This is a genomic window from Rhizobium sp. CG5, assembly GCF_023701945.1.
Classification (GTDB): domain Bacteria; phylum Pseudomonadota; class Alphaproteobacteria; order Rhizobiales; family Rhizobiaceae; genus Allorhizobium.
In genome coordinates, this window is sequence record NZ_JABAEF010000036.1 from 1 (window position 1) to 26,508 (window position 26,508).

24 protein-coding genes and 2 pseudogenes are annotated in these 26,508 nt (G+C 59.0%); 11 read left to right on the forward strand and 15 right to left on the reverse strand.

Features of this window, described 5'->3' with window-relative positions; genetic code table 11:
- Positions 1-401: 401 nt before the first annotated feature.
- Complete coding sequence (locus HGO38_RS30160; RefSeq protein WP_250959486.1) at positions 402-1,361, forward strand: Gfo/Idh/MocA family protein; 960 nt, start codon at positions 402-404, stop codon at positions 1,359-1,361.
- Between the two features lie 18 nt (positions 1,362-1,379).
- On the opposite strand, the gene HGO38_RS30165 is transcribed toward HGO38_RS30160, so the two are convergent.
- Positions 1,380-2,288 carry a LysR family transcriptional regulator gene (locus HGO38_RS30165; RefSeq protein ID WP_250959487.1) on the reverse strand — a complete coding sequence of 303 codons (909 nt, stop codon included), beginning with the start codon at positions 2,286-2,288 and terminating at the stop codon, positions 1,380-1,382.
- A gap of 106 nt (positions 2,289-2,394) precedes the next feature.
- Between HGO38_RS30165 and HGO38_RS30170 the strand changes: the two genes are divergently transcribed.
- Together HGO38_RS30170 and HGO38_RS30175 are read left to right on the forward strand one after the other, a co-directional pair.
- Positions 2,395-3,066 carry a L,D-transpeptidase gene (locus HGO38_RS30170; RefSeq protein WP_250959488.1) on the forward strand — a complete coding sequence of 224 codons (672 nt, stop codon included), beginning with the start codon at positions 2,395-2,397 and terminating at the stop codon, positions 3,064-3,066.
- A 168-nt stretch (positions 3,067-3,234) separates the two neighbouring features.
- Positions 3,235-4,143, forward strand: coding sequence for a S41 family peptidase (locus HGO38_RS30175; RefSeq protein WP_250959489.1), 909 nt, complete (start codon positions 3,235-3,237; stop codon positions 4,141-4,143).
- 252 nt (positions 4,144-4,395) lie between these two features.
- Here the strand turns inward: HGO38_RS30175 and HGO38_RS30180 are convergent.
- Positions 4,396-4,536: pseudogene (locus HGO38_RS30180) on the reverse strand (ornithine cyclodeaminase family protein); the annotation flags it as partial.
- A 78-nt stretch (positions 4,537-4,614) separates the two neighbouring features.
- Between HGO38_RS30180 and HGO38_RS30185 the strand changes: the two are divergent.
- The 7 genes from HGO38_RS30185 (at position 4,615) to HGO38_RS30215 (ending at position 11,991) form a co-directional block, all read left to right on the forward strand.
- Positions 4,615-5,349: a class II aldolase/adducin family protein gene (locus HGO38_RS30185; protein ID WP_250959490.1), complete on the forward strand. Its 735-nt coding sequence runs from the start codon at positions 4,615-4,617 to the stop codon at positions 5,347-5,349.
- Positions 5,350-5,351: 2 nt separating this feature from the next.
- Entirely contained in the window at positions 5,352-6,272 is a 921-nt protein-coding gene (locus HGO38_RS30190) for an NAD(P)-dependent oxidoreductase (RefSeq protein ID WP_250959491.1), read from the forward strand.
- Positions 6,273-6,345: 73 nt separating this feature from the next.
- Positions 6,346-7,059 (forward strand): GntR family transcriptional regulator, encoded by a 714-nt coding sequence (locus HGO38_RS30195; RefSeq protein ID WP_250959492.1) that lies wholly within the window; start codon positions 6,346-6,348, stop codon positions 7,057-7,059.
- A gap of 188 nt (positions 7,060-7,247) precedes the next feature.
- On the forward strand, positions 7,248-8,264 hold the full coding sequence (locus tag HGO38_RS30200; RefSeq protein WP_250959493.1) for a LacI family DNA-binding transcriptional regulator: 1,017 nt from the start codon (positions 7,248-7,250) through the stop codon (positions 8,262-8,264).
- Positions 8,265-8,461: 197 nt separating this feature from the next.
- A complete protein-coding gene (locus tag HGO38_RS30205; protein WP_250959494.1) occupies positions 8,462-9,478 on the forward strand; it encodes a dimethylarginine dimethylaminohydrolase family protein in 1,017 nt (338 codons plus the stop codon).
- 1 nt (position 9,479) lies between these two features.
- A complete protein-coding gene (locus HGO38_RS30210; protein ID WP_250959495.1) occupies positions 9,480-10,544 on the forward strand; it encodes an ABC transporter ATP-binding protein in 1,065 nt (354 codons plus the stop codon).
- A gap of 82 nt (positions 10,545-10,626) precedes the next feature.
- Positions 10,627-11,991 carry a M24 family metallopeptidase gene (locus HGO38_RS30215; RefSeq protein ID WP_250959496.1) on the forward strand — a complete coding sequence of 455 codons (1,365 nt, stop codon included), beginning with the start codon at positions 10,627-10,629 and terminating at the stop codon, positions 11,989-11,991.
- 58 nt (positions 11,992-12,049) lie between these two features.
- Here HGO38_RS30215 and HGO38_RS30220 read toward each other — a convergent pair whose 3' ends face one another.
- From HGO38_RS30220 to HGO38_RS30280, 13 genes and pseudogenes are all read right to left on the reverse strand, one after another.
- Positions 12,050-13,219 carry an amidohydrolase gene (locus HGO38_RS30220; protein ID WP_352230522.1) on the reverse strand — a complete coding sequence of 390 codons (1,170 nt, stop codon included), beginning with the start codon at positions 13,217-13,219 and terminating at the stop codon, positions 12,050-12,052.
- A gap of 89 nt (positions 13,220-13,308) precedes the next feature.
- Positions 13,309-14,322: a dimethylarginine dimethylaminohydrolase family protein gene (locus tag HGO38_RS30225; protein WP_250959498.1), complete on the reverse strand. Its 1,014-nt coding sequence runs from the start codon at positions 14,320-14,322 to the stop codon at positions 13,309-13,311.
- Between the two features lie 32 nt (positions 14,323-14,354).
- Positions 14,355-15,158, reverse strand: a complete 804-nt coding sequence (locus tag HGO38_RS30230) for an ABC transporter permease (RefSeq protein WP_250959499.1) — start codon at positions 15,156-15,158, stop codon at positions 14,355-14,357.
- Positions 15,155-15,994, reverse strand: a complete 840-nt coding sequence (locus tag HGO38_RS30235) for an ABC transporter permease (RefSeq protein ID WP_250959500.1) — start codon at positions 15,992-15,994, stop codon at positions 15,155-15,157. The genes HGO38_RS30230 and HGO38_RS30235 overlap by 4 nt, the downstream gene beginning before the upstream one ends.
- 43 nt (positions 15,995-16,037) lie before the next feature.
- Positions 16,038-17,174, reverse strand: a complete 1,137-nt coding sequence (locus HGO38_RS30240; RefSeq protein WP_250959501.1) for an ABC transporter substrate-binding protein — start codon at positions 17,172-17,174, stop codon at positions 16,038-16,040.
- A gap of 125 nt (positions 17,175-17,299) precedes the next feature.
- Positions 17,300-17,935 (reverse strand): annotated as a pseudogene (locus HGO38_RS30245) (DDE-type integrase/transposase/recombinase); the annotation flags it as partial.
- 216 nt (positions 17,936-18,151) lie between these two features.
- Entirely contained in the window at positions 18,152-18,976 is an 825-nt protein-coding gene (locus HGO38_RS30250; protein WP_250959502.1) for an inositol monophosphatase family protein, read from the reverse strand.
- Entirely contained in the window at positions 18,973-19,803 is an 831-nt protein-coding gene (locus tag HGO38_RS30255) for a glycerophosphodiester phosphodiesterase family protein (protein WP_250959503.1), read from the reverse strand. The genes HGO38_RS30250 and HGO38_RS30255 overlap by 4 nt, the downstream gene beginning before the upstream one ends.
- 21 nt (positions 19,804-19,824) lie before the next feature.
- Positions 19,825-20,655 (reverse strand): glycerophosphodiester phosphodiesterase family protein, encoded by an 831-nt coding sequence (locus HGO38_RS31210; protein WP_250959504.1) that lies wholly within the window; start codon positions 20,653-20,655, stop codon positions 19,825-19,827.
- Complete coding sequence (locus HGO38_RS30265) at positions 20,652-21,782, reverse strand: ABC transporter ATP-binding protein (protein WP_250959505.1); 1,131 nt, start codon at positions 21,780-21,782, stop codon at positions 20,652-20,654. The genes HGO38_RS31210 and HGO38_RS30265 overlap by 4 nt, the downstream gene beginning before the upstream one ends.
- 4 nt (positions 21,783-21,786) lie before the next feature.
- Positions 21,787-22,704 carry an ABC transporter permease subunit gene (locus HGO38_RS30270; protein ID WP_250959506.1) on the reverse strand — a complete coding sequence of 306 codons (918 nt, stop codon included), beginning with the start codon at positions 22,702-22,704 and terminating at the stop codon, positions 21,787-21,789.
- Positions 22,705-22,707: 3 nt separating this feature from the next.
- Complete coding sequence (locus tag HGO38_RS30275; protein ID WP_250959507.1) at positions 22,708-23,598, reverse strand: carbohydrate ABC transporter permease; 891 nt, start codon at positions 23,596-23,598, stop codon at positions 22,708-22,710.
- A gap of 71 nt (positions 23,599-23,669) precedes the next feature.
- The gene (locus HGO38_RS30280) at positions 23,670-24,980 is read right to left on the reverse strand and encodes an extracellular solute-binding protein (protein WP_502941667.1); all 1,311 of its coding nucleotides are present in this window, start codon (positions 24,978-24,980) and stop codon (positions 23,670-23,672) included.
- 185 nt (positions 24,981-25,165) lie between these two features.
- Here HGO38_RS30280 and HGO38_RS30285 point away from each other — a divergent pair, with 185 nt between their 5' ends.
- On the forward strand, positions 25,166-26,326 hold the full coding sequence (locus tag HGO38_RS30285) for an ROK family transcriptional regulator (protein ID WP_250959509.1): 1,161 nt from the start codon (positions 25,166-25,168) through the stop codon (positions 26,324-26,326).
- Positions 26,327-26,508: the final 182 nt, after the last annotated feature.

Consider the following 26,508-nt stretch of genomic DNA (forward strand, 5'->3'; position numbering starts at 1 on the left):
GCGACGTGATGCGGTGCTGCGCAGCCGAAATGGCTCCGCACCGCAACCCGCCGCTACCGCACAAAATGCAGCAACCCAAAACCGCCGGAGCGAACTCAAAACTGGATAAAACTTGGGGGCAAGGTCACGGGCACCCACTCTCGCAACCGAGTTCGCTCGAAGAGGATGGTTCCTCCCGAACAATATTGATCGGGTTTATCATTCGGGACGGGCAGCGGAACGGCTGGGTTGGCGTTAACGTTTCGGCTCCGGGGAAGTGCTTGCGCAGATGGATCGCCGCAGTCTGGAGGTGCTACCTCCAGGATCGCAGGCGAGCAGAAAATCTGAGTGATTCGGGGAGATCCCTAGATTTCTCGAAAATCCCGCTTGTCTAGCAAGACCGCACGACTGATATCTGCAAGATGACCTACAATATCGTTGTTCATGGATGTCGTCACCCGCATTGGCGGGACTATGTAGATCAGGTTGAAAGAACTGATGGGTTTCGGATTTCTCATATCTGGGACCGCGATGAGCAAAGTCTCTCTGCCGCGCTGTCGGCAACAGGCGCCCAGAAATTCGAGCCGGCGACGCCCATCAAAGGCGCCTCGGCGATCCTCCTTCTTTCAGAGACCAGCTTCCACGTTGAAGATCTTGCTGCAATCCTGGCTTGGCATCTACCCATGTTTATCGAGAAGCCACTCGGCGCCAGCACGACAAATGTTTTGCTGGTTTCCAAAGCTGTGGCGGATTCAGGTCTGCCTTTCCATACCGGATTTTTCCTACGCACTGTTCCGGCTCTCGCCAAAGCCAGGAAGCTCATTGGAAGTGGGAAGCTTGGCAGCATAGGGTATGTACGAATTCGCTTCGCCCATAACGGCGTTCGGGCCGGCTGGTTGCGCGACAACTGGATACTCGAACCAAAATTTGCGGGCGTCGGTGGGTTTGGGGACTTGGCAATCCACTGCATTGATCTTTTGCAGTGGTGGGGTCTCCGGCCCTTGGTCAAGGGACCTTCGTCCTATGCAAACATCATGGGGCGCACGGAAGCGGAGGATTTTGGCGTGTCCTTGGTGTCATATCCAGGCGGAACGGCGGTCGTCGAAGCGGGATGGGTGGCAGGAGACGGACCGATACTGGACATTGAGGTTCTGGGAAGTCGGGGCACACTTCGGATGCGGGGGGAGCATCTGGTTGTCCAGATCGGCGATTGTGGCGACAATACCAACTTGGGCGCGGTCGAACTTGATGCCGGAATGGGGCTGCGACCATTCTTGCACGGCATTAGCAACGGAGACTGGTCGGAATGCGTCGCCATTGACGAGTCCGTCGAGGCAAATCTCGTAGCCCTGGGCTTAAAGAACGAGATTGAAGAGCCCTGAATTTGATGATCCGCAAGGCTATGCCGCGTCAATTCCCTCAATTGCCCGAAGCGCCGGAAGTGCGAAATCCGTGAAGGCTCTTACGACTGGCCTCATGAAGCGCACTGATGGATAGGCGAAATAAGCCTCCGTCGGCTTGACCTCGTATTCTGGCAGAATGCGGATCAGCCTCCCCGATGCGAGCTCTTCGTTGACCAAAAGCCGTTGCACCGGGCCTGCCGCGTGCCCCTGCAGCAAGGTGGCCGAAATCACGTCGGCGGAGTTGGTGCGGATCACTGGCCGGACAACAATCTCCACTGCTCCGCCCGGTCCCTGAAGCGCCAATATATCGCGTGGCGACAACAGGGCGGCACTGGTTATGACCCCGATCTCCGACAGTCGTTCCAGAGTATCTATCGGCCCTGTCTTTTGCAGCAAATCCGGAGATGCCACCAGAATACGCCGGATTGCTCCAAGACGCCGAATGATCAGATCCTGAACCGCAGGCCGTCCATATTTTATGGCAAGGTCAAAATTCTCGTAGATCAGATCGACCTCGCGATTTTCCAGAACCAGATCGACGGTCACGGCGGGATGCTGCTGCTGGAACGCCATCACGATGGGATGCAGATGCTTGGCTCCAATGCAGGATGGAGCGTGAAGCCGAAGCAATCCTTCGACCTCGCCCATATCATGGCGCACACCTTCCAGCGCTGCATCGATCGTCGCGAGTGCCGCGCGGCTCGCCTCATAGAGAGCTTGGCCCTGTGCTGTCGGGCTCACCGCTTTGGTCGAACGCTCGATCAACCGAGCCCCGACATGCCTTTCCAGATTCCGTAAATGTTTGGTGACGGCTGGCTGGGTGACAGCCAGATCCTTGGCGGCCGCCGTCACCGAGCCACGTTCCACCGTCCTCACGAATGCCCGCAATGCAAGACCGATATCCATCTTCATTCCTATCGGTTATGATTTCAATAACCTCATAACACATAGACATTGAAGGTGTCAGATGCTTTTCCTTGCGGGAATAAACTTCCACGAGGATTGCGGTAAAATGGCATTGAGCAGACGAAACTTTCTTATGGGATCACCTTTGGTGCTGGCCGGGTGCGCCACACAACAACAGACCAAAGTTGCAGCGCTCACGCCGCAGGCTGATTCCTCTTATCTCGCTATGTATTCGTCAATCGACACGGAGCCATTCCCGGTTCCCGCCGTCGATCTGAAACGGGTCAAACGGCAATTCCTCCGGCGAGAGGTTGCTTATCAAACGAGTGAGACGCCAGGTACGATCGTTGTCGATCCGGTCGCGCGATATGCCTATCTTGTGATGGAGAACGGGCGCGCACTGCGTTACGGGGTTGGCGTCGGCAAACAGGAAGCTTTCAATTTCCAAGGGGAAGCGACGATCGCCCGCAAGGCCGAATGGCCGGGCTGGCGCCCCACCCCCGACATGATTGCCCGCGACCCGGCGCGGTACGGCCCGCTGAAGGACGGCTTGCCCGGTGGAACCGGAAATCCACTCGGGCCACGCGCCCTTTATCTTTATCGAAACAATCAGGATACCTACTATCGTCTTCACGGAACTGTGGAGCCCTGGACCATTGGGACGATGGTGTCTTCCGGCTGTGTTCGACTGCTCAATCAGGACATCATGGACCTATATCGGCGGGTGCCCGTCGGAACGAAGGTCGTCGTGCTGTCTGCCAGCGCTACGACCGCGTAGAATATTGAGCGGCGCTGTAATCGTCTCAGATTTGTCCAGGTTCACAGTCGCTATAGTTTTTGGATCACAGTTGAGGATCAGATGCCGAACCGTCGATCACCATTCATAATCGCCTGCTTCGCGACAATCTCCGCGCTGATAGCCATTCCATCAGCGACAAGAGCTGCAGTGACTGCCACTGAGGTGCAAAGCGTTCCCTTGGACCAAACAGGGGTCCGGAAGGCAATCGCCGGCATCGCCCTCGAGTTGCGCGAAGGCTATGTGTTCCCGGACATGGGAGAACAGGCGGCGGATGCACTGGAGAAGAATCTGGGAGAAAACGCCTATGCCGGCGTCACCGATCCAGCTCAGTTTGCGCTGCTACTGACCGAACAGCTGCGGGCGATCACCCAGGACAGCCATATGAGGGTCATCTTCGGCTCGCCATTCGCTAACCAGCCACCTCCATCCGCGCCGCGGGATGCCGGTTTCGAGGTAAAACGGCTAGCGGGCAATATCGGGTATATCCACCTGGCAAAGTTCGTTCCGCCCGAGATCTTTAATTCGGCAGCCGACGACGCGATGCGCAAACTGTCGGACACCGCCGCGCTGATCATCGACATGCGCGATAACGGCGGCGGCCATCCGGCTTCCGTAGCCTACCTTGCGAGTTTCTTCCTCGATCCAGGCAAGCAGGTTCATCTCAACGACCTCATCTGGCGCAATCGTGGGACTTCAACGTTCAGAACGGAGTCGTTTTGGAGCTCCCCAACGCCGGTGCGCTACCTTGGCAAGCCAGTCTATGTGTTGGTTGGCCCAAAGACCTATTCCGCAGGTGAGGAGTTTGCCTACGATCTACAAGTGCTCAAACGTGTGACCGTGGTCGGAGCAACAACACGAGGAGGTGCGAACCCGGGCGGTCTGAATGACCTCGGTTCGGATCTCTTCGTTGTCGTGCCAACTGGCAGAGCTGAGAATCCGATAACCCGCAGCAATTGGGGCGGCGTTGGCGTGCAGCCTGACGTTCACGCTACGCCTGAATCCACCCAGGAAACTGCCATGGCCTTGGCGACTGGCGAGATAACCGCGATCAAATGAGGACACCGTATTGTCGCGGGATCCTGAATTTCGTGTGCTGCAGAAGTCAGCTATAAGATGCGAGTAAAATTAGGGCAGGCCGTCCAAAACGAGCCCCCGGGGCATCTTTTTGGAGTGGGGCAGGTTCACAAGCTGTAGAAGATTGCTGAGGCTACGACAACCTCTGTTCCTGCCAAGCCAGCCGAGCAGAACAAGGTGGTCTCTGCCGCCGACGTCCGTCCGAGCGCTATTCTCGCGATTATATCAGAGATTTCCGCTGCCCAACACGCCAACGATATTAGCCTCAGGTGAACTGAGATGCCGAATGGCCAATCCTCCGATCGCACCGGTCCTGATAGCACCCAGCCGCTCCCCGAGGATGATCCCTTTCAGCCTGGCATCGTCTGCAGACCAACAGCCCCATCTCCTTGACAAGAAACGGTCCTGCAGAATACCTGTATACAGGTATTCTGCTTTTGCAAAGGTCCTGTCATGCAAGCTCGATTTTCATCTGAAGAATTGGCGATCCGTGAGGATCTCTCAGCAGCTTATCGCCTGATAGCTCATTTCGGCATGGACGATATCATCCACACGCATATATCAGCACGACTGTCGAAGGAGCCGGACAAGCTCCTCATAAACCGCTATGGCGAACTCTTCCGAGAGGTCGCGCCGGATTCCCTGGTTGTGATCGATCACCGCGGCAACCAGGTTCGTGGACAGCAAGTGCCCATCAACTCTGCTGGCATCATCATCCACACGGCCGTCCACGCCGCCCGGCCCGATGCGATGTGCGTCATGCATACCCATACTGCGGCCGGTGTCGCGGTCAGTTGCCTCGACGAGGGACTTCTGCCGCTGAACCAGACAGCGCTGCTTTTCTACGAAAATCTCAGTTATCACGAATTTGAAGGCATAGCGCTTGATCCGGGTGAACAGCAGCGACTGGTGGCCGATCTCGGCGGAAACCAGGCAATGATCCTGCGCAATCACGGCCTGCTCACCATTGGGCGTTCCGTTGGTGAAGCCTTCTCCCTGATGTATAACTTGGAAATGGCGTGCCGCATACAATTGGCGGCGCAGGGCACCGGGCGCACGTTGCGTTTCCCGTCCCCTGAAGTCTGCGAGCGGACGGCAAAGCAATATGCGGCAGATCCGGATGGTGCGGCCGAACTCGAATGGCTTGCTCTCAGGCGGCTGGCCGGCCTTGCCTTCAACGGCCGCTGACGATGCGCGTGGTCCTCACCGATCGGCTCAGCCATACGGCTGAGTTCGAACGACATTTGAAGACAGCGGCGCCGACCGCGGAATTCCGCCGCTGGCCTCTGGCCGACCCAAGCTGGGACTATGACCTTCTGGTCAGTTGGATCCTGCCGGACGATCTCGTATCATTGCCACCGAGCTTGAAAGCCATTTTTTGTTTTGGCGCCGGCAGCGATCAACTGTTGGCCGACCCGCGCATCCCCATGAATATGCCGATCGCCCGACTGGAGGATGCAGGTCAGGCGGATCAGATGCTGAATTATGTTCTACACGTCGCTTTCGCGTGGCTGCAGAACGACAATGCCTATCGCGTCGCGCAACGCGACACGACGTGGCAAAGGCCGCCGACCAAAGTGCGCTCGCGCGATGCGATGCGCGTGACCGTTCTCGGTCTCGGGCCTTTGGGGCAACGCGTGGCCCGCGGTTTGGCGGAGGCGAACTTCAAAGCAGTTGCATGGTCTCGTTCAACCCGTGTAGTCCCCGGCGTAGAGACCCACGCCGGATGGGACGCTCTTCCCGCTGCTGCCAAGAATGCGGATTTAGTTGTCAACCTGCTACCGTTGCAGACCGAAACGCGTAACATCCTCAATGCCAGATTGTTTTCCGGACTGAGGTCAGGCGCGTACCTGGTCAATCTTGGCCGCGGTGAGCACCTTAATGAGGATGATCTGCTGCAAGCGTTAGAGACCGGCACCATTGACTGCGCCTGGCTGGATGTCTTCCGCGAGGAGCCGTTGCCCGCGCAACATCCTTTCTGGTTGCACCGCAAAATCCGGATTACACCCCATATGGCGGGGGTACCGACAGCGGCTGGCACAAGCGCGTCTATTGCGCGAGTCATCGAGGCCTTGAAGCGCGGATTGCCACTCCCCAACGCTTTGCGCTGACTAGCACTGGTTGCCATCGAGACTTGGTATTCGATATGCTTGATTTCGAAATCACTTGGATGCCAGTACAACCATGCTGACCTTTAACGCTCCCTCCTCGACAAAACTGCCCGCGCGGCGGAACACCATATCCGCTGGCGCCTATAGCGCGCTTCGAGAAGCGATCATCACGGCGCGCATTCTCCCGGGCGCCAGTCTGTCCGAGACCGAGGTGGCCCAGGCGATGCGTATCAGCCGAACGCCGGTTCGCGAGGCCTTTACCCGGCTGTTAGACGAGGGGCTGATCGAGATATCCCCTCAGACGGGCACCCGCGTCTGCCTGATCGACATGGCCCGCGTGCGGGAAGCCGTGTTCATCCGTTCGACCCTTGAAAGCGCGGTCATCGCCCAATCCAACATCCGCCCCGATACCGGCGTGCTAGACGAGCTGGAAATTGCGCTGCGGGCGCAGGAGCGCTCGCTCGACAGCAACGACATGGGCTCGCTGCATCGGGCCGACATGGCATTTCATGCTGGCTTGATGGAGGCCTTCTCCCATTCCCGCGCATGGACGGCCTGCCAGCACGTCTCCGCAGACATGATGCGTGTGCAGTTCTTGATCGGCATGCGTCCCTCCCATATCGGCTCGATCATTGCGGAGCACCGGTCCATCCTTGACGCGATCCGGGTTGGCGATCTGGATGAGTCGGCGAGGCTGCTGGCGGCCCATATCCGCAATGTTGAAATGGACCAGAATGATCTCAGCGAAGAACATCAGGAGTTTTTCAAGGCGGGGAACATTCCCTGACTGTGCCCTCGGCTTCAGGTCATTGGCGGGGGCCCGGCTTATACTGGACAAGACGGGACTTAACTGCGTGTAAACTGATGGCCTGCGCACGTCTATTTGGCGTCCACATTTTAGAAAACCATTGCCACACCGACCTACAACGACTATGAAACCGTTTTATCAGCGTCCTAACGCGGGCGGTCTTCATCTTGGACAAGCGAAAAATCACGATTAGGGACGTTGCTGCGGCTGCTGGCGTATCCGTGACATCTGTATCCCGCCATCTGAATGGCCAGATCTCACTTCCTCCTCTCACGGCGTCGAGAATTGACGAGGCGGCGGCTGAGTTGAAATACCGTCCCAACGCCTTGGCGCGGCGCCTGACCAACGGCAGCAGTGAAGCGCTTGGCCTTGTCGTGTCGGATATTACGTATCCGCTGTTTGCTTCCATCGCCAGCGCTTGCGAAGAAGAAGCCACACGGCACGGCTATAGCCTCGTCATGTTCAACAGTCGAAACATCATCGAAAACGAAATCGCGTTCATATCGAGGCTTGAGGACCGGCAGGTCGATGGCATTCTGCTTTTGACCAACCACCGCGATGATGGCCGCTTGATGAAAAAGATCAATCAGAATCGCGGCGTCGTCTTGCTTGACGAAGACGTACCCGGCGCCCTGGCACCACGACTGTTTGCCGACAGCGAAGGAGGCGCCTATCTCGCGACACGGCACCTGATAGAAAAGGGGCATCAGAAAATTGCCGTCATTGGCGGCCCGCGCGGGCTGCTAAGTACCGAGGAACGTATCAAGGGATTCGAAAGAGCCATGCGTGAAGCAGGCTTTCAATCTCAGCAAGACTACCTGAGTTTCCACGAATATAGCGACAATGAGGGCTTCCGATCTTTCGAGAGACTAATGGCCCTGCAAAGTCCGCCGACGGCAATATTTACATTTGCTGATACACAAGCACTGGGGGTCCTGCGCGCGGCACGCACTCTCAAAATCGGCATTCCGAAGGACGTTTCGCTTGTCAGTTTCGACGACATCGCGAATGCTGACTTGCTGGAACCTGCATTGACCACGGTTCGACAGCCCGCAGGCGCATTTGGGCGCCGCGGCGTGAATATACTGTTGGATTTCATCGCCGACAAAACGCCCGCAACCTACAGGGAAAGGGTGGCAGTCGAACTTGTTGTCCGGAACTCGGTCGGTCCTCCGAAAAGATAACGAAGATACGATTGGGCCATGCTCTGCCTCTGGCGGGCCCAGCGATCTTGGTGCCGCAATCTCCCGCATTGGAAACTCATGTTGACTCGTTAGTAAACCGGTTTATAAAACCATAAACCGGTTTAGTTGAACGATCTTCCGACTGATCGTCTTCGTCTACACCAACGCCAGACCACAGCGACTCCCTGAGGCAATCGATGACTGCACATACGCCTGCGATGAGCGAGCACGAATACAAGGAAGCCAAATTCTTTCAGACTTTCGGTTCCGTGCCCAAGCCCGGCTTTGCCGATCCGGATGAACAGAGCCGCGTCTGGGGGCGCCCCTGGGGTTGCTCGAATGATGTCGGCAAACTGCGCGCCGTGCTGATGCATCGTCCGGGCAACGAGGTGAATATCGTCGAGAACAAGCCGATGCCGGAGATCGGCGGTTATGGCGACCCGGACAAGGGCTGGTACTGGATGGGCAACACGCTGCCCGACCTGCCGGCGATGCAGGAGGCCCATGACAAGTTCACCGCATTGCTGCGCTCCGAAGGCGTCGATGTCGTGCTGATCGACAAGGCCGCACCCGGCGCCATGAAGCAGATCTATTGCCGTGACAGCGTCATTTCCGTCAAGGGCGGCGCCATCGTCACCCGCCTTGCCCGCAGGGTCCGCCGCGGCGAGGAACTGCCGGTGACGCAGGCAATCGCCAAGGCTGGCTGCCCCATTCTCGGTACCTTGCATGGCGAGGCCGTGTTCGAAGGGGGTGGATTTGCCCTGATCGACGAGAAGACAGCGGTTTGCGCCCTGTCGGTCGCCTGCAATGCCGAGGGCGTGCGACAGGTGGAATCGATTTTGAATGGGCTCGGCATCGAGCTCATCAAATTGCCGATGCCCGGTTACCGTATCCATATCGACGGCAGCTTCAATATGATCGATCACGACACAGCGATCATCAATATCAACGAACTGCCGTTCTTCTTTATCGAGTACCTGAACAAACGCGGCATGAAACTGATCGAGCTTCCACCGGAAGACAATGCCTTTTCCTTGAACTGCCTTGCGGTGGCTCCGGGCCGGGTCATCATGCATTCCAGCCGGACGCCGCGCCTGGCTGATCGGCTCGATGCCGCCGGTATCGAGATCCTTTCGATCGACTACGAATGCGTGGAGCTTGGCGGCGGCGGCATCCATTGCTCGACCGGGCCCCTGGCGAGGGATCCGCTCTGAGATGGCGTTTCTCGACATCCGAAAGCTCAGCAAGAGCTACGGTTCAACGGTCGCCTTAAACAGCGTCGATCTTTCGGTTGAAGCAGGTGAGTTCGTTACGCTTCTCGGGCCCTCCGGCTCAGGCAAGACCACGCTTTTGATGGCGATTGCCGGCTTCACACGGCCAGATGATGGCGGCATCGTCATCGATGGGGTCGATGTGACCAATGTCGACCCAGAAGATCGCGACTTCGGCGTGGTCTTCCAAGGTTATGCGCTCTTTCCACATCTGACGGTGGCCGACAATATCGCGTTTCCGTTGAAGGTCCGGAAATGGGCAAAGGCGGACATTTCGGCCAAGGTCGAGGAGATGCTTTCCCTCGTAGGTCTGGACAAGCTTGCCGGGCGCAAGCCGCGGGAACTGTCCGGCGGACAGCAGCAGCGCGTGGCCCTTGCCCGCGCTCTGTCGTTCGGCCCGCGTATCCTGCTCCTCGATGAGCCGCTATCGGCGCTGGATCGGAGCCTTCGCGATATCATGCAGCGTGAGTTGAAGCGTCTGCACAAGGAAACCGGGGTAACCTTCATCTTCGTCACCCATGATCAGGAAGAAGCCTATGCCATGTCGGACCGTATCGCGGTCTTTCATAACGGGCGCATCGTGCAGGTCGGCGCGCCCAGAGAAATCTACCAGAAACCGGCGTCCCTGTTCGTTGCCGGCTTCCTCGGCGGCAACAATATCGTGACTGCCCGTTATCTGCCGGCGGAACGGACATTGCAGATTTTCGGCGACTGCTTAGCGGTCCCGGCGCAGTTCGATCCGGCCCAGCACGGCGACGGCGAGATTACCCTTTGGGTCCGGCCGGAAGATCTGCATTTTTGCGAACCCGGCGGCGACCGATACACCTTCCCGGTCATCGTGATGGACATTTCCTTTACCGGCTCGTCCGAACGGCTGGTGGTCGGCACCGCCGACGGGCAGGAATTGACCATATTGGCACCCTCGGCGTCCGTGACGACCTTTGCGATCGGACAACGCCTTCATTGCGGCTTCAGCCCCAGTTCAATCGGGTTTCTGCCGCGCGACTGACGTCCCGTTGCCATCGGTAAGACGACGCAACACAAAATAGACACTGGCACCAAGTCAGAGTCCGGCATAGCGAGGTAGGAAGATGTCATTTATATTGAAGAATATCACGGTTCCGGATTTTGGCATTCCGCTGGAGCGCCCCGTCATTCCCGCCAGCACCCATGAATCGCGTTGCAAGCGGGCCCTTTCGGCCTGCGGCGCCGACTGGCTGGTCGTCTATGGCGACCGGGAACATTTCGCCAACATGTCGTTCCTGACGGGATTCGAACCCCGGTTCGAAGAAGCGCTTCTGCTGCTAGGTCCGGCCGACGTAAAAATAATCATCACGGGCATCGAGAACCAAAGCTATACACCGATCTCGCCCCTTAAGGACATGCGGACCCTGCTCTGCCAGTCGTTTGGCCTGATGGCGCAGGATCGCACTCAGAAGCCAAGTCTCGTGAATGTCCTGCGCGATGCCGGGATCAGCGCGGGCGACCGGGTCGGCCTTGCCGGCTGGAAATACCTAGAGGCGGCCGAGTGGGAATCGGATCGCCCATCCTTTTTTGTTCCATCCTATATTGTTGATTCCCTTTCGGTCGTAATAGGGCCGACAGGCGGGATGAGCGATGCCACCCGCGTGCTGATGCATCCGACCGACGGCCTGCGCGCCGTGGTCGATGCCGATCAGATCGCTGAAGCCGAGTGGGCGGCAGCCCGCGCGGCCGCTGCCGTCTGGAGGATCGTCAACGGCTTCAAGCTTGGCGATAATGAACTGATGACAGCAAGCCGCATGGGCTATGCCGGCGAGCCGATGAATTGCCATCCGATGCTTGCCACCAGTGGTCCATCCGCACCGGTCATCGGCCTGCGCAGCCCGACCGCGCGTGTACCGGCGCGCGGCGATGGCATCACGACCGCGGTCAGCTATTGGGGCGGTCTTACGGCCCGTGCCGGCCTGATCTCCGACCACGACGACGCCTTCCTCAAGGTTTCGGTGGCCTATTTCGCTGGCCTGCTCGCCTGGTACGAAACCGCCGATATTGGCGTCGAAGGCGGAGCCATCCATGAGGCAGTCGTTTCAACCCTGGCAAAGGGCAATCTCAGACCTGCTCTTAACCCTGGCCACCTCACGGGTCACGACGAATGGATGAATTCCCCGATCCGGCCTGATAGTTCCGAGCGGATCGTCTCCGGCATGCCGTTCCAGATCGACATTATCCCCGTGCCGATGCCGAACGGATGGACCCTCAACTGCGAGGACCCAGTGACATTTGCAGACGACGTGCTGCGCGCCGAAATCCGGGCAAAACATCCGGAAACCTCGGCTCGATTCGACGCACGGCGCAGTTTCGTCAAGGAAAGCCTCGGCGTCGAAGTCAAGGACAACATCCTGCTGCTGTCGGCGATCCCGCTCTGCCTTCCGCCATTCTGGCTGAGCCCGAATATGCTGATCACGAAGGATTGAGCAGGAAGCTCAGGCGCACTGTTGAGCTTCGATAACGGTGCACCTGAGCGCCCTTTTTCTATTTCGCCAAAGCCTGCTCAACGATCGAGCAGAAGAACAGCGCGCCATCGGCCAGTATGTCATCGTTGAAATCATACTGCGCATTGTGGAGCGGCTTACTGTCTCCGTTTCCGATGAAGACATAAGCACCTGGTATCCGCTCAAGAAAGAACGCGCAGTCCTCACTTGCCATCATCGCAAAGGCGCGGTCTTCCAGTCGATCGTCACCAAACGTGCTGCGTATCGCCGCGCGCGCAAGATCGACCGCGCGGTCGTCGTTGATGGTCGCGGGATAGCCGACCTTCCAGTCGAAGGATGCCTGTGTGCCGAGACTTTGTGCCTGCGCAACCACGACCTCTTCGATCCGTTGGCGAAGCAGGGCGTGGACCTGCGGGCTGAGCGCACGCAGGCTGATCTCCAACTCGACCTTGTCCGGGATGATCGTTGCCGCAGAGCCGCCATGGATCTGCCCAACGGTTATGACCGCCGGGTCATGCGGAGAGACATTGCGGGCAACGATCGACTGCAGGGCAACGATGATGTTTCCGGCAGCAACCACCGGGTCGGCGGTTTGTTCAGGCAAAGCGCCATGGCCGCCACGTCCGGTGATCGTCACGGCGACGACATCGATGGACGCCATCATGGCGCCGCGCCGAAGCGAAAATTTCCCCGTTTCGAGTGCGGGCATGTTGTGGAGTGCAAACAGGAAATCGACCGGATAATGATCCAGGAACCCCTGCTCGATCATCATCTTGGCGCCACCGAAGTTCTCCTCGGCCGGCTGGAAGATAAAGACCACCCGGCCGCTGAAATCGGCGTCCTGCGACAAGGCGTAGGCCGCACCCAGCAACATCGCAACATGGCCATCGTGACCGCAGGCATGCATAGTCCCGGCGTTCAGGCTTTGATAGGGAAGGTTCGTTTCCTCTAGAATGGGCAGCGCATCCATATCGGCGCGCAGTGCGACGGTTTTTGTGCTGCTGCGGCGCTGGAGCGACGCGACGATCGCCGTGGTGGCGTAGCTCCGATCGAGGACAAAGCCCCAGCGCTCCAGAACGTCACCGATATAGCGGGTCGTTTCGAATTCGGAGAGCCCGATTTCGGCGATCCTGTGAAGATGACGCCGGATTGCGACGAGCTCCGGGAGAATGCTTGCGATCAGATCCCGGTTCATAATGTAAGGCTCCATCCAGACGAAACTTTCAAGGAATAAAGGATTGCCGCTGCGCTATGAAATCACCGCCGCGGCAACCGCTATGCACTTTGTTTGGAATAGACCTAGATCGAGTCGCGCGCCAGCGGTGCGGTGGTGCAATGGATGCCGCCGCCGCCGGATTCAATCGCATCATATTCGACCGGAATGACGGTAATGCCGGCAGCATCGACCCGATCGGCCAGACGCGGCGAAACCGTGCTGTGCATGATCACCCGGCCGGGCGCAACCGCAAGGCAATTGAGCGAGTAGGCATTGTCTTCCGGCGGCAGGTCGATCAGCTTCATGCCGCGCTTCTTCAAATAGTCGATGAAGAAATACGGCAGTTCGTTGGTGTTGACGATCGCCGTTTCGACATCGACCATCATGAAGCTGCCGTCGATATGGATCCGGTATCCGGGCATCGGCAGCTTGATCAACGAGACGCCGACCGACTTCAGATAGGATTCGACCTGGGCGACACCTTCCTCGTTGCACGCGACACTGAGCGCGCAGACAGCGGTCTTGTCGTCGATCAGCGCGAATCCGCCGCCTTCGAAAACACCCGCCCCATGCACGGTCCCGAGGATCGGGCAGCCGGCCGTTGCAAGCGCCCGCATGACGGGAAGCTCTTCGCCGCGGCGCACCTTGCGCGCCATGCGGGTGATGATTGCCCCGCCCTTGACCGAGATGACGTTGTCGCGTGTGTAGCACTGATTGAGGCGGCCGGGTGCGGCTTCGCCGACATAGTGAATCTTAACGCCTTCGGCCGTCAAAGCCGCCGTCAGACGGTCATGGGCCAATTGCATGGCTTCAAGATCGGGCATGTCCTTGCCGATCCAGTACCAGCCCTCTTCCGGATCCCCGTAGCCGCCGACTTCCGGCATTGGAACGTTCTTGATCACGTCGACCTCGCGGCCCGGACGGTGCATCAGGACCGCCCGCAACCGTCCGACGTCGCTGTTGCAGCCCCATGGCTGCCCCCAGACCCGGGTCTGTTCATCGGGTTCGTGGAAGGCGGGTTCCGGCACCGAAGCGAAAATGCGGAAGAACTCGTTCTCGCGGAACTCGTGTTCGCTCATGGCGGGTGTATGGCTCATTGGGTAAACTCCAGAAAATGACGTGGGTAATGTCAGGTGCGCGGTGGCAGCCGGCGGCTAGCAAAGCAGGTTTGCAGAATGATGCCGATGCAGATGACGATCAGCATCAGGCTTGCGACCGCAGCAAGAGCAGGATCGACATTGTCGGCAATGCTCGTCCAGATGCGGCGGGGCAAGGTGATCACGGATCGGCTGGTGATGAACAGCGTGACCGTTATCTCGTCCCAGGACGTGATGAAGGCAAAGATCGCCGCCGACAGGATGCCGGGCCAGATATTCGGAACGACGATCTTGAAGAACACGGTCGGTGGCCGCGCGCCTAGGCTGCGCGCCGCCTGCACCATGCGCGGATCGAGATTGGACAGGGTGGACCCCATGGCGAGGATCACGAAAGGCAGACACAGGATGATGTGCACGATGACCACGCCGATCGGCGTGTCGAGGAGACGAAACTTCGCCCACAGCTTGAAAATTCCGACCGCATAGATGATCGGCGGTACGATGATCGGCGACAGGATCAGCATGCGGGTCATGGACGGCCACCATCCCCCCAGCGACCAGGCACCGACGGCGTAGGCCGCCCCAAGCACTGTTGCAAAGAAACTTGCAACCAGGCCGATGGCAAGGCTCGTGAGCATGCTGGGAAGCCAACCCGCATCCCAGTTGAACACGGACAGGAAATGCTTGAGCGAAAGACCATGCTCCGGCAGCGACAGATAGTCACGATCGGTGAGCGCAACCGGGATCACCACGAGAACCGGCAGGATCAGGAAGGCCAGCATAAGCCCGATCAGAACGCGGTTCAGCGCAGAAGCCAGTCCGGGATGAGACGTCATCGCATATCCCTTCCTTCAAAGGCGGCGCGCAGGGCCGGACGCCGCATCAACAGGAAAACCGATCCCAGGCAGATCACCAGGAGAACGATGGCGAGCGCGGTAGCGACCCCCCACCGCAGCGTCGACATCTGGGTCGCGATGAATTCGGCGACCATCACGGTTCGCCCGGCGCCCAGGATTTGCGGGGTGATCAGAAATCCCAGCGAGTAGATGAAAACGAACAGGCAGGAAACGACGATCGCAGGCATGCTGAGCGGTATCCAGACACGCAGGAAGACCGTGCGCGGGCGCGCGCCAAGCGATCGGGCCGCCTGTATGATCCGGTGGTCGATGCCCGAAAGGTTGGCAAAGAGCAGAAGGATCGCAAACGGCATCATGTAGTGAACCATGCCGATGATGGCCCCCAGCCGATTGTAGACGAGGTCGAGCGGTTCCTGAATGAGCCCGACATTCATGAGCAGCGAGTTGATCACGCCTTCGCGCCTGAGCACGGTGACCCAGGCGAAGGCCCGCACCAGAACGGAAATCCAGAACGGCACCAGCACGAAGAACAGGGCAATGTTGCGCGCCCTCATCGTCATGTGCAGCAGACCGAACGCGACGATATAGGCCGCCATGACGGTGAGCACCGTCGTCAGCAAGGACACATTCAGCGTCGTCGTCGCCACCTTCCACACGGCATTGCTCGACGCGATGCCGGTGTAGTTCCCGAACCCCGGTTTCGGGTCGGTAAAGCTGAGCGCCAGAACCTGCAGGATCGGCACGACATAGACCAGGAGCGTAACGGCGCTCGCAGGCACCGTTAACGCAAAAGCCACACGATTGAATTTTGACATCATGAAGATCGACAGAATCCGCCCGAATCCGAGCTTTACAGGATCAGGAGATGAAATCGAGATACCTGTTCTGGATCTCGGCTTCGTTCTCCGCGTAATAGGCGGGATCGACCCTAAACTGCGTCACCGCGTTTTCCGGCGTCGAAGGGCTGACCTTCTTGTCTTCGTCGGTCATCATGGCGACAGCCTTCGGATTGGTCGGTCCGCCGCCCATGCTGCGCAGCAACAGAAGCTGACCTTCGGGGTCGAGGCTCGAATTGATGAACTCGAACACGGTGTCGCCGGCCGGATTGCCTTTCGGCACAGACCAGGCGCTCAGGAACAGCAGGTTCTGATCCCAGATCCAGGTTAGATTCGCCTTTTCCTTGCGAAGAAGATTGGCGCGGGAATGCCAGATATTGCCGAGAACCACTTCACCGTCCCGGAACAGTTGCTGGCTTTGTGAACCACTGTCCCAGAAGATCAGATGCGGAAGCAGCGGCTCCAGCTTCTTGAAGGCACGGTCCAGATCGAGCGGGTACATGTCTGCCGGCGCGACGCCATCGGCAAGCAGAACCGCCTCGAGTTGCCCCTGGACATATTTGCACATCGTGCGCTTGCCGGGGAACTTCTCCAGATCGAAGAAGTCTGCCCATCCGGTCGGGACGACACCCTTGGTCATTTCGGAATTATAGGCAAGAACATTGGCAAACACGTAGTTGGCAATGCCGAACTCGGCTGCCATGCCCGGACCGACTTTATTCTTGTCTACGACGGTGTAGTCGATCGGCCTTACATATCCGCCTTTGCCAAGGGTTGCTGCATCCGTCATTCCTCCGTCCGTAACGTCCCAAATGACAGCATTGGCTTCGACCTGGGCACGGATTGCAGCAGTGTCAGGACCGGCGCCATCAACGACAACCTTAATTCCGGTCTTCTCGGTAAATAGCTTTCCGAATGCTTCCTGGTGCGCTTCCACCGCTGCACCGCCCCAATTGCAAATGACAATTTCCTTCGCTGCGGCCACTGCGCTCCCTGGCCTTACAGCGGCCAATCCCAGGGCACCCATGGCAACCAAAAGGGATCGGCGATCAATCTCTCCATTTTGAAACCCATTCAAAGCAATCGAAAGAGCGTCCTGTCTAAATCTTGACTGTGACATTGCTGAACCCCTTTTCTGCCCGACCTCAAGATCGCGCATTTTTAAATCTTGGAGGAGTACGAAAATCGAAACCCGCTTCAAGCCCACGGTGAACCGGTTAAGTAAACCGGTTGCGTAATTTGTAACACGCCAATGAAGCTTTGCAAGTCGTTCTCTCATTCTCGCATGAAATCGCTTTCAATCGATCGGCCGGGCTGGATGTAGTTCAATGCAATCCCTTGCGTCTCTGCCCATTCGACCAGTTTCGAACTCACATATTCCGGACCATTATCGACCCTGATCGCCAGCGGCTTGCCTCGCCATTCGATGATCTGGTTGAGGCTGCGCACAAGCCGCTCGGCAGGGAGTGAGAAATCGACCTCGATGCCCAGTCCCAATCGGTTGACGTCGTCCAACACCTTTAGAAGCCTGAACTGTCGACCGTCCGCCAGGCGATCCGCCATGAAGTCCATCGACCAGATCATGTTCGGCGCATCGGGCACCGGCAGTTCCTCTGGCTTCTCGCGCTTCAGCCGCCGCCGGGGCTTGATCCTGAGGTTCAGCTCAAGCTCCCGGTAGATGCGGTAGACCCGTTTATGGTTCCAGCTATGGCCTTGGACATTGCGCATATGCAGGAAGCAGAGACCTGATCCCCAGGTCTTCTTCCCCCTCACAAGCCCAAGCAGCAGATCGGAGATCTCATCGTTGTCGGCATTGCGTTGGGGGCTATACGGATAACACGTCTCGCTGATGCCAAATGTCCTGCATGCCAGCGCGATACTCACACCACGTTGCGCCACTGCTTTCTCGGCCAGCTCTCGACATATGCCCAGTTCGAATCCCTCCCGACCCGCCAGTAGCACCGATTGCGCGCTACGGCGCGATATTCTGTGGAAGCCAACACCCCAAAGGCAGCATAGATTGCGCCATCAATGACCGAGTTCCGCCATCCTTCAGATCCGTCCACCAACGCTTCTTCTGGGCACCTTTTTCGATTGAGTTTGCTGATGCATGAAGTATCCACCCCGAATGAGGTATCAGAACAGTGCTGCCGCAATATTCTCCCATGAAGTCCGGCTCGGAGCCGTCAACAGATGACCTTTGGCCATTGTCGGCCGATAAGGTTCTCCGGTCAGGACGGCGGCATAACCTCCGGCTTCCGCATGGATCAAAACGCCAGCCGCATGATCCCACGGTTTCAGGCTCTCGTTGAGGCAGAAGCTCATCGCGCCGGTCGCCAGCATGCGGTATTCCCAGGCCGAGCAGCGCCATGTCGTCGTACGCAGGAAACGCAACACGCACGGCGCCAGCTTCGCCTGCAGATCAGGCTCGAACATATGCAGCGGAATAAAGCCATGCATCTCATCGATCGGCATCGGTGCAGCGACGGACAGACGCGTGCGCGTACCGTCGACCGCCACATGCCAGGCACCCTCGCCCCGGCGAGCCATCAGGAAATCACCCAGGATCGGGTAATGGATCAGTCCGGCGATGGTCTCGCCGCCGGACACGATGGCGAGGATGCTGCCGAACATCGGGACGCCATGGGCAAAATGCCAGGTGCCGTCCACCGGATCAATGACAGCGGCCAGATCAGCCTCGGCGAGGCGGGAGAGGATGGAAGCATCGTCCGACACCGCCTCCTCGCCGACAATGGCAATGCCGGGCAAACGCTCCGTCAGCCGCTGGCTGAGGAACCGCTCGGCGGCGATGTCGGCATCCGTCACGATGTCGTCGGCTGCCGTCTTGGCACGGATGGCATCGGCGGTGATGGCGCGGAAGCGCGGCAGGATCTCCGCCACCGCTGCCTGACGCATGTCGCCCATCAGTGTAACAAGCAGGTCGTCGCTGACAGGGTTCATGCACGGCGCGCCTTGATATAGGCCTTCAATGCTTCCGGCTCGTCGGTCTGGAAAACGCTGATGCCCGCCTCCATCAGCCTGCCCCAGATACGATCAGGATCGGTCAGCGCCGTTTCGTCCCGCCACTCGCCGCTTTCAGCCATGTTAAGCGTGTTCGTCCACAGAGCCATTTTGGCTTCGCGGAACAGCTGCCGGTTTTCGGTGATCGTCTCGATGTGATCGAAGCGCATCTCGCACATGAACGGCTTGATCTGAGAGAGTAAAGCCATGGTTTCCTGTAGGTCTTCGGCGGTGAATTTTGCCATCGCCATGAAGGGCACGCCTTCGATGTTCTGCTCACGGACCCAGTCGAGCTCCTCGCGGGTCATGACGCGCGTCTTCAGATCGACATAGGGTGCTGCATTCATCTCGCGGGCGCAAGCGGCCACTTCGGAAAACAGGCCGCGATCCTTGAGGTCAAGATCGGCAAAGATGCGGCCGCGGATGATTTCGAGCGCCTGTCTTAGCGTCGGAACGCGTTGGTCCGTCATAGCGCGGCCTTCACCGCCGTCGTCCTCGCGCAGCGTAATCGCCTGCAGCTCGGCGATCGTAAAGGTCTCGGCGTCGCGGTCGATGCCAGCCATGCGCAGCAGTGTGTCGTCGTGCATGATGAAGAGTTCACCATCGGCGCTCTTGCGCACGTCGAGCTCGACGATATCGGCGCCGACAGCGATGGCCCGTTCGATCGCCGCCAAGCTGTTTTCCGGCGCACCCCGCCAGGCACCGCGATGGGCGACGATGGCGCAGTCGCGCAAGGGGTCAGCGATATAGTCCTTGTAATGGGTCATTTTGTTTTCCTTGAGGTTAGGTCAGGCGCGGCGTGCCGCGAGATAGGATTTGAGCGCCGCCGCTTCGTCGGTCTGGATGACGGAGATGCCCGCATCGATCAGGCGCCCCCAGACGGCCTCGGGATCGACACCTGCTGCGGTGTCCGTGAAGCCTGCGCAGGCAACAGAATCGAGCGTGTTGACCCAAAGCGCCATGCGACTTTCGCGCAGAAGGCCATCGAGGGCGGACAGTTCGTCCAGCCGATCGAAATAGATCTCACAGACCGAAGGCGAGAGCGCCGACAGGAGCGCCAGCTGGCTGGCAGCATCCGACGCGTTCAGGCGGGTCTTGGCCATGAAGAGGACGTCGTGCGGGTGGATCGTCTCGCGGATCCAGGCAAGGTCTTCTTCGCTCGTCAGCGAGGCCCATAAATCCACCTGGCCTTCGACACCCATGGCTTTGGCGCAGGCGATGACATCCGGAATGACATCCCGATCCTTGACATCGAGATGCAGGAAGATGCGGCCCCGGGTCAGTTCGAATACCTCTGCGAGACGCGGCAGCTTTTCCTCAGTGAACGCATTTTGCGCACCACCATCGCGATTGCGCAGACGAAGCGCGGAAAGGTGCTGCGACGAAAAATCCTCCAGCGCCGCATCGAGACCCGCCATGCGCGTCAGTGTCTCGTCATGCAGCAGGAACAGCCCGCCGTCGCTGCTGGCACGGATATCGACTTCCACCACGTCGCTACCGGCCTCTATTGCCCGTTCTATGGCAAGAAGACTGTTTTCCGGCGCGTCCTGCCAGATGCCGCGATGGGCAACGATGGCGCAGTCGCGGGCCGGATCGGCGATAAACTCTCTGTAATTCACTGGTATTCTCGCACCGGCGCAGGAGTGAACTCGGTGTCGTCGAAGGCGTTGGAAACGGCGCGGCCGGTCTCGCCGTCGAAGAGATGCAGACGCGCGCGCGGGAAGGACAACGAGAGCGTCGATGTCGTATCGATCTCGGCGCCAAACGGCGTGGCAATGCGTAGCTGCTCACCGGCGATGTTCGCCTCAAGGATCTCGTGAGAGCCGAGGTCTTCGCGGTAGCGGATCTGCGCATGAATCGGACCGCCAGAATTCACGACGATATCTTCCGGGCGAATACCGAGCTGGAAATTGCCCTTACCGGCATAGTTTGCGATGACCTGTCCATCGGCCAGGCGCAGCGTCGAACCATCGCCGATAACGGCCAGAATATTCATCGGCGGCGCGCCGATGAACTTTGCGACGAAGACGGATGCCGGATGATGGTAGATCGCCTTCGGCGTGTCGAACTGCTCGATGCGCCCCTTGTTGAGGATGAGGATACGGTCGGCGAGCGTCATTGCCTCCACTTGGTCATGGGTGACGAAGACGCTGGTGGCGCCGATCCGGCGGTGCAGGTCGGCGAGTTCGACGCGCATGTCGTGGCGCAATTGCGCATCGAGATTGGAGAGCGGCTCGTCGAACAAAAGCACGCCCGGCTCGCGGATGATGGCGCGCCCGATCGCGACACGCTGTCGTTGACCGCCGGAGAGTTGCCCCGGTTTGCGGCTGAGATAATCGGCAAGGCCGAGCATGGTGGCGACATTGGCGACCCGCTCGGTGCGTTCGACCTTCGAAACACCGGCAACCTTTAGGCTGTAGGCCATGTTTTCGGCGACCGTCATATGCGGATAGAGCGCGTAGTTCTGGAAGACCATGGCGCAGCCGCGGTGCTTGGGCTCGAGGTCCTGCACTTCGCGCCCGCCAATGAGGATCTTGCCGCCGCTGACCCTTTCGAGGCCAGCGATCATCTGCAGAAACGTGGACTTGCCGCAGCCTGATGGGCCGAGCACGACGGTGAACTCGCCGGGGCGAAGTGCCACGTTGAGCAGCGGGATAATGACGGTCTTGGCGTCATAAGCCTTGCTGACGCCGATGAGCTCGATATCGGCCGCGGCGGCGCGAATGGCTGTGTCGATGGCGGTCATGGGATCACTTCTCCGAAAGAACGAGGCCCTGGACGAGATAGCGCTGCAGAAGGGCGATCATCGACAGGGGAATGAGGGAGACGAGCACGGCGCCGGCCATGATCATCGGGAAATCGGGTATCTGTCCGTCGGCGTCCGGCACGAGGCGGGCAAGCCCGACCACGGCTGTCTGCATGTCGGGCGTCGAGGCACCGACCAGCGGCCAGAGATACTGCGTCCAGCCGCTCAGAAACGTCAGCACGAACAGCGAGGCGACGCTGGAACGGGCGAGCGGCAAGAGTATATCGAACAGGAAGCGGATCGGCCCGGCTCCGTCCATGCGCGCTGCTTTGAACAGGTCCTTGGGCATCGTCAGGAAGAACTGCCGGAACAGGAATGTGCCGGTACCATGGGCCACGAGCGGTGCGACCAGGCCGAAATGCGTGTTGAGCACGCTGAGTTCGAGATGCAGCGGGGCACCGAAGACCTTGGCGATCAGTTCGTTGAGGCCGGTGACATCCAGCACCGCATTGAGCGGAGAGAAGATGTTGGAGGCGACCTGGTAGGTGGTAATCACGCGGATGTCGAGCGGCAGCATGATCGTCGCAAGGATCAACGCAAAGACCACGCCGGCCCATCGGATGCGAAAATAGACGATCGCATAGGCCGACAGGAAGGACAGCACGCAGGTAGCAAGCGCGTCCGACACGGCCACGATCAGGCTGTTGAGCATCTGGATCGGGATGCGCGTGTCCGTAATGATCTTGCCAAAATTGGTGAACAGCTGGTCGCCGGGATACCAGGCGAGCCCGTTGCGCAGCATGAATTCGTAGGACTGCGATGCAGTCGACAGCGTCAGGTAAATCGGCCCGACGATGTAGACCATACCGATGATCAGCAGGATGCTGGCGGCAATGTTGATGGAGCGTGCGTTCTCGATCATGGCTCAGCGCTCGTAATTGATGCGCCGGCCGATAAACACGAACTGGCAGGCGGCGAGAAGAAGGACGAAGACCATCAAAATGGCCGTCTGGGTGGAGGCGCCGGAAAGATCAAAACCACTGAAGCCGTCGACATAGATCTTGTAGACCAGCAGCGTAGTCGAACCGCCTGGACCGCCATCGGTGATGGTGTCGATCAGCGCGAAGACGGAGGTTATGCTCTCGGTAAATTCAAGCACGACGGTTAGGAACAGCTGCGGCATGATCAGCGGCAGCTGCACGTCGAAGATGCGCCGCCAGGGGCCCGCCCCGTCCATCGCCGCCGCTTGGAACATGGTAGGCGGGATCGAACGCAGGCCGGCCAGCAGGATCACGAAATTAAACGGAATGCCGCTCCAGACATGGGCTGCGACCAGCGTGATGAAGGCATCTGTGCCGTCGATGCCGGGGTTCCACAGGCCGGGAAACATCCCGTTGAGCGGTGCCATGATGCCGACGAACGGGTTGAAGATGAAGGCGAAGACAACGCCGATCGACGCGCCGGCAATGCCCTTCGGCCAGACCAGTATGTTGCGGGCCGGAAATGAGAGGCCGATCTTGCGGTCGGCTGCGATAGCAAGCATCAGCGGCACGACGACCGCCAGCGAGGACGCCGTCAGCATGAAGACGATGGTGCGCCAGCCGGCCATCCAGAATTCCGGATCCGACAGGACGCGGGCAAAATTCTGAAAGCCGACGAATTCGGACGTGCCGCCGAACGGCTGCTCCAGGAAGAAGGACCAGTAGAAGGCCTGGAACACCGGCACGTAGAAGAATAGGACGATCAGCAGCATGAACGGCGCCACCAGCAGAAGCGGCAGCCAGCGATGGCCGAACAGGGAGGATTGCGACGACATGGAAACAGCCCCTAAAGCAGGATGAGAGCGATGGGGCGGCGAACCGCCCCATGCCGAGGATGGGGCTTGGATCAGGGGAGCTTCTTGCCCTTGTAGGTCTGCTCGAAGCGGCGCAGCAGCTGGTCGCCACGCGTCTTGGTGCTGTCGAGCGCCGCCTGCATGGTCTGCTGACCAGCAAAGGCCTTCTGGGTTTCTTCCATGAACACTTCGCGGAACTGAACGTAGAAGCCGAGGCGGATGCCGCGCGTATCCGGAGTGGCCGGTTGGCTCATGGATTCGACGCCGATCTTGGCGGTCGCGTATTTCGGCGAGTTCGCCTCGTCGCTCTTGGCTATCGCATCCAGAACGTCGTTGGTGACCGGAACGTAGCCTGTGTTAGCGGTGAAGAACATCTGTTGTTCCGGCTTGCGCAGGAAGTCGAGGAAGGCCTTGGCACCTTCAATCTCGGCCGTGTCATGGCCCTTCATGACATAGATCGATGCGCCGCCGACCAGCGTGTTGTGACGCTCGTGCCCCTGATACATCGGCGCCATGCCGACGGTGAGTTCGTATTTGCCGTCGAATGCCTTGGTCGAGGCGGCATAGGAGCCGGAGGAGCCTTCCATCATGGCGCATTCGCCAGCGTTGAAAGCGGCGGCATAATTGCCGGCCTTGGTATCGATAGCAAGCTTCACCAGCCCTTCCTTGCGCCATTCGACAAGATTGGCGAGATGCTCGGCTGCAAATGTGGTGCTAAAAACATATTCGGCGTCGAGGCCGTCGTAACCATTGTGCTTTGAGGCGATCGGCAGGCCATGACGGGCGGAAAACTGCTCCAGCACACGCCAGGTGTCGCCATCCGTGACGAAGGGGCAGGCATGGCCGGCGGCCTTCAGCTTGCGGGCGGCCTCGATCACCTCTTCCCAGGTGGTCGGCGTCTGCATGACACCGGCTTTTTCGAGCTCGGTCTTGTTGGTGTAGAACAGAAGCGTCGAGGAATTGTAGGGCTGGGCGAATAGCTTGCCTTCCGACGTTTCGTAATAGGCGCGGGCACCGGTGATGTATTGGTCCCACTTGACCTCCGGCATCAGATCCTGGACCGGCTCGACGGCGTCCGAGAGCATCAGGTCGAGTGTACCGGCGTCGAAGAACTGAATGAGAACCGGATGGTTCTTGGCGCGGTAGGCGGCAATTGCCTTCTGCATCGAGACTTCGTAGCTGCCCTGGCCGACACAGGTGACCTTGTGCTCGCTTTGAGCGGCATTGAAGGCATCGCACTGGGCCTTGATGGCGGTTTCGACCGGGCCGGTATTGCCATACCAGAATTCGATATTGGCAGCTTGCGCGGAACACGCACCTGCCATCAAGGCGGCCATGGCCGCCAGAGTGAACTTGTTCATCATTGCCTCGCCTGAATTGTTTGAGCTGGCCGAGCACCGCTCGACTCTGACTGCGGTTTACTACACTTAATGTGTAACAATTCAGTGACGACTCAAACCGCTTGAAAAGCAGGATATTCGCCGATAGGCATGGCGATGCGGCATGAGACAGACGACGTCAGTACACTTTCGCAGTAAGGAATTCAGGCGTGACAGACACTTATGCTCCTGAGGCACTGATTGCCGCCCGCTTCCTTCGGTCTGGCGAGTCGGCTGTCGTCTCGTCCAACGAGCGAAAGATTTTGCGGCTCATCTGGCGCAATCCCGGTATTTCCCGATCAGAAATCACCGGTCATACCGACCTTACCCAACAATCGGTGCACCGTATTCTTGACCAATTGGCGGAGCGCGGCACGATCCTTCTGGGATCCGCAAAGCCCGGACTTGGGCGCGGCCAGCCAAGCCCCATGCTTCGACTGAACGGTTCCTTCGCCTATGCCTGCGGCATTTCCGTCAATACCGACGTGATCGGCATCTGCATCATGGACTTCGCCGGCAAAATCTTGGGCGAACGCGAAGTGCCGCTCCGCGAGCAGACCATGGCCCAGGCGCTTCAGCTGGTGAAACAACAGGTAACGGATCTGCAGGGGCTGAACGGCCTGTCCGGCGATTGCTTCTTCGGTGTGGGCTTTGCGATTGCAGGTTTCCATATCGACGGCACACGGCACAATGCCCCGCTTCCGCTGCATGAATGGTCGCTGATCGAGCTCGGGCCGCTGATCGCCGGGCTGTTCGACAGACCGGCCTGGGTGATCAATGGCGGCAAAGCCGGGGCGGTTGCCGAATCCATGTTCGGCGCGGGCCGTTTCATCCGGCATTTTGCCTATCTGAGCTTCAATTACGGCTTTGGCGGCGGCATCGTCATCGACGGCGAACTGCTGCAGGGCGGCAATGGCAATGCCGGGGAATTTTCGGGAATGTTCGATGCCGAGGAGACAAAACACCGACCGGCTTTGCAGTATCTTATCGACCGATTGAATCGAAACGGGGTCAATGTTCCCTCGATTCATTTCATGCGCCGGCATTTTGATCGGGATTGGCCCGGCGTCACCGAATGGCTCGACGAGGTGACGCCCGCCTACAATCGTCTCGTCAACGCGATACGGGCCGTCGTGGATCCGCAGGCAATCGTATTCGGCGGCCAGATCCCTCCGGATCTGGCCGGAATGCTTGCCGAGCGAACGCGGATCTACGACCGGCCGCGTTACGGCGTTCATCGCCTGCACCCGAAGCTGATCATTTCGGAAATCTCGAGTGATGCCTCTGCTATGGGAGCGGCGGTGATGCCCTTCCGCCGGACATTCTATTGAGCCTCCTGCTCAACACGCTTGAATAAAGCAGAACCCCACTCAGGGAGATGAATCTCTTGAGATCCCATCAGGGGTGAGTAGCGGCCTGCACCGTGGCAGAGTGAGGTCGCTAGAAAACTCTCTGGAGGCCAATCATGCCGATAACAGCAGATCAAACTCAGGCGCAGACCACTACCCCCGTC

Coding starts and splice junctions, on each gene's coding strand:
- HGO38_RS30160 (WP_250959486.1), top strand. CDS start 402: ATGACCTACAATATCGTTGTTCATGGATGTCGTCACCCGCATTGGCGG.
- HGO38_RS30165 (WP_250959487.1), bottom strand. CDS start 2,288: ATGGATATCGGTCTTGCATTGCGGGCATTCGTGAGGACGGTGGAACGT.
- HGO38_RS30170 (WP_250959488.1), top strand. CDS start 2,395: ATGGCATTGAGCAGACGAAACTTTCTTATGGGATCACCTTTGGTGCTG.
- HGO38_RS30185 (WP_250959490.1), top strand. CDS start 4,615: ATGCAAGCTCGATTTTCATCTGAAGAATTGGCGATCCGTGAGGATCTC.
- HGO38_RS30190 (WP_250959491.1), top strand. CDS start 5,352: ATGCGCGTGGTCCTCACCGATCGGCTCAGCCATACGGCTGAGTTCGAA.
- HGO38_RS30195 (WP_250959492.1), top strand. CDS start 6,346: ATGCTGACCTTTAACGCTCCCTCCTCGACAAAACTGCCCGCGCGGCGG.
- HGO38_RS30205 (WP_250959494.1), top strand. CDS start 8,462: ATGACTGCACATACGCCTGCGATGAGCGAGCACGAATACAAGGAAGCC.
- HGO38_RS30210 (WP_250959495.1), top strand. CDS start 9,480: ATGGCGTTTCTCGACATCCGAAAGCTCAGCAAGAGCTACGGTTCAACG.
- HGO38_RS30215 (WP_250959496.1), top strand. CDS start 10,627: ATGTCATTTATATTGAAGAATATCACGGTTCCGGATTTTGGCATTCCG.
- HGO38_RS30220 (WP_352230522.1), bottom strand. CDS start 13,219: ATGGAGCCTTACATTATGAACCGGGATCTGATCGCAAGCATTCTCCCG.
- HGO38_RS30225 (WP_250959498.1), bottom strand. CDS start 14,322: ATGAGCCATACACCCGCCATGAGCGAACACGAGTTCCGCGAGAACGAG.
- HGO38_RS30230 (WP_250959499.1), bottom strand. CDS start 15,158: ATGACGTCTCATCCCGGACTGGCTTCTGCGCTGAACCGCGTTCTGATC.
- HGO38_RS30235 (WP_250959500.1), bottom strand. CDS start 15,994: ATGTCAAAATTCAATCGTGTGGCTTTTGCGTTAACGGTGCCTGCGAGC.
- HGO38_RS30240 (WP_250959501.1), bottom strand. CDS start 17,174: ATGCGCGATCTTGAGGTCGGGCAGAAAAGGGGTTCAGCAATGTCACAG.
- HGO38_RS30250 (WP_250959502.1), bottom strand. CDS start 18,976: ATGAACCCTGTCAGCGACGACCTGCTTGTTACACTGATGGGCGACATG.
- HGO38_RS30255 (WP_250959503.1), bottom strand. CDS start 19,803: ATGACCCATTACAAGGACTATATCGCTGACCCCTTGCGCGACTGCGCC.
- HGO38_RS30265 (WP_250959505.1), bottom strand. CDS start 21,782: ATGACCGCCATCGACACAGCCATTCGCGCCGCCGCGGCCGATATCGAG.
- HGO38_RS30270 (WP_250959506.1), bottom strand. CDS start 22,704: ATGATCGAGAACGCACGCTCCATCAACATTGCCGCCAGCATCCTGCTG.
- HGO38_RS30275 (WP_250959507.1), bottom strand. CDS start 23,598: ATGTCGTCGCAATCCTCCCTGTTCGGCCATCGCTGGCTGCCGCTTCTG.
- HGO38_RS30280 (WP_502941667.1), bottom strand. CDS start 24,980: ATGATGAACAAGTTCACTCTGGCGGCCATGGCCGCCTTGATGGCAGGT.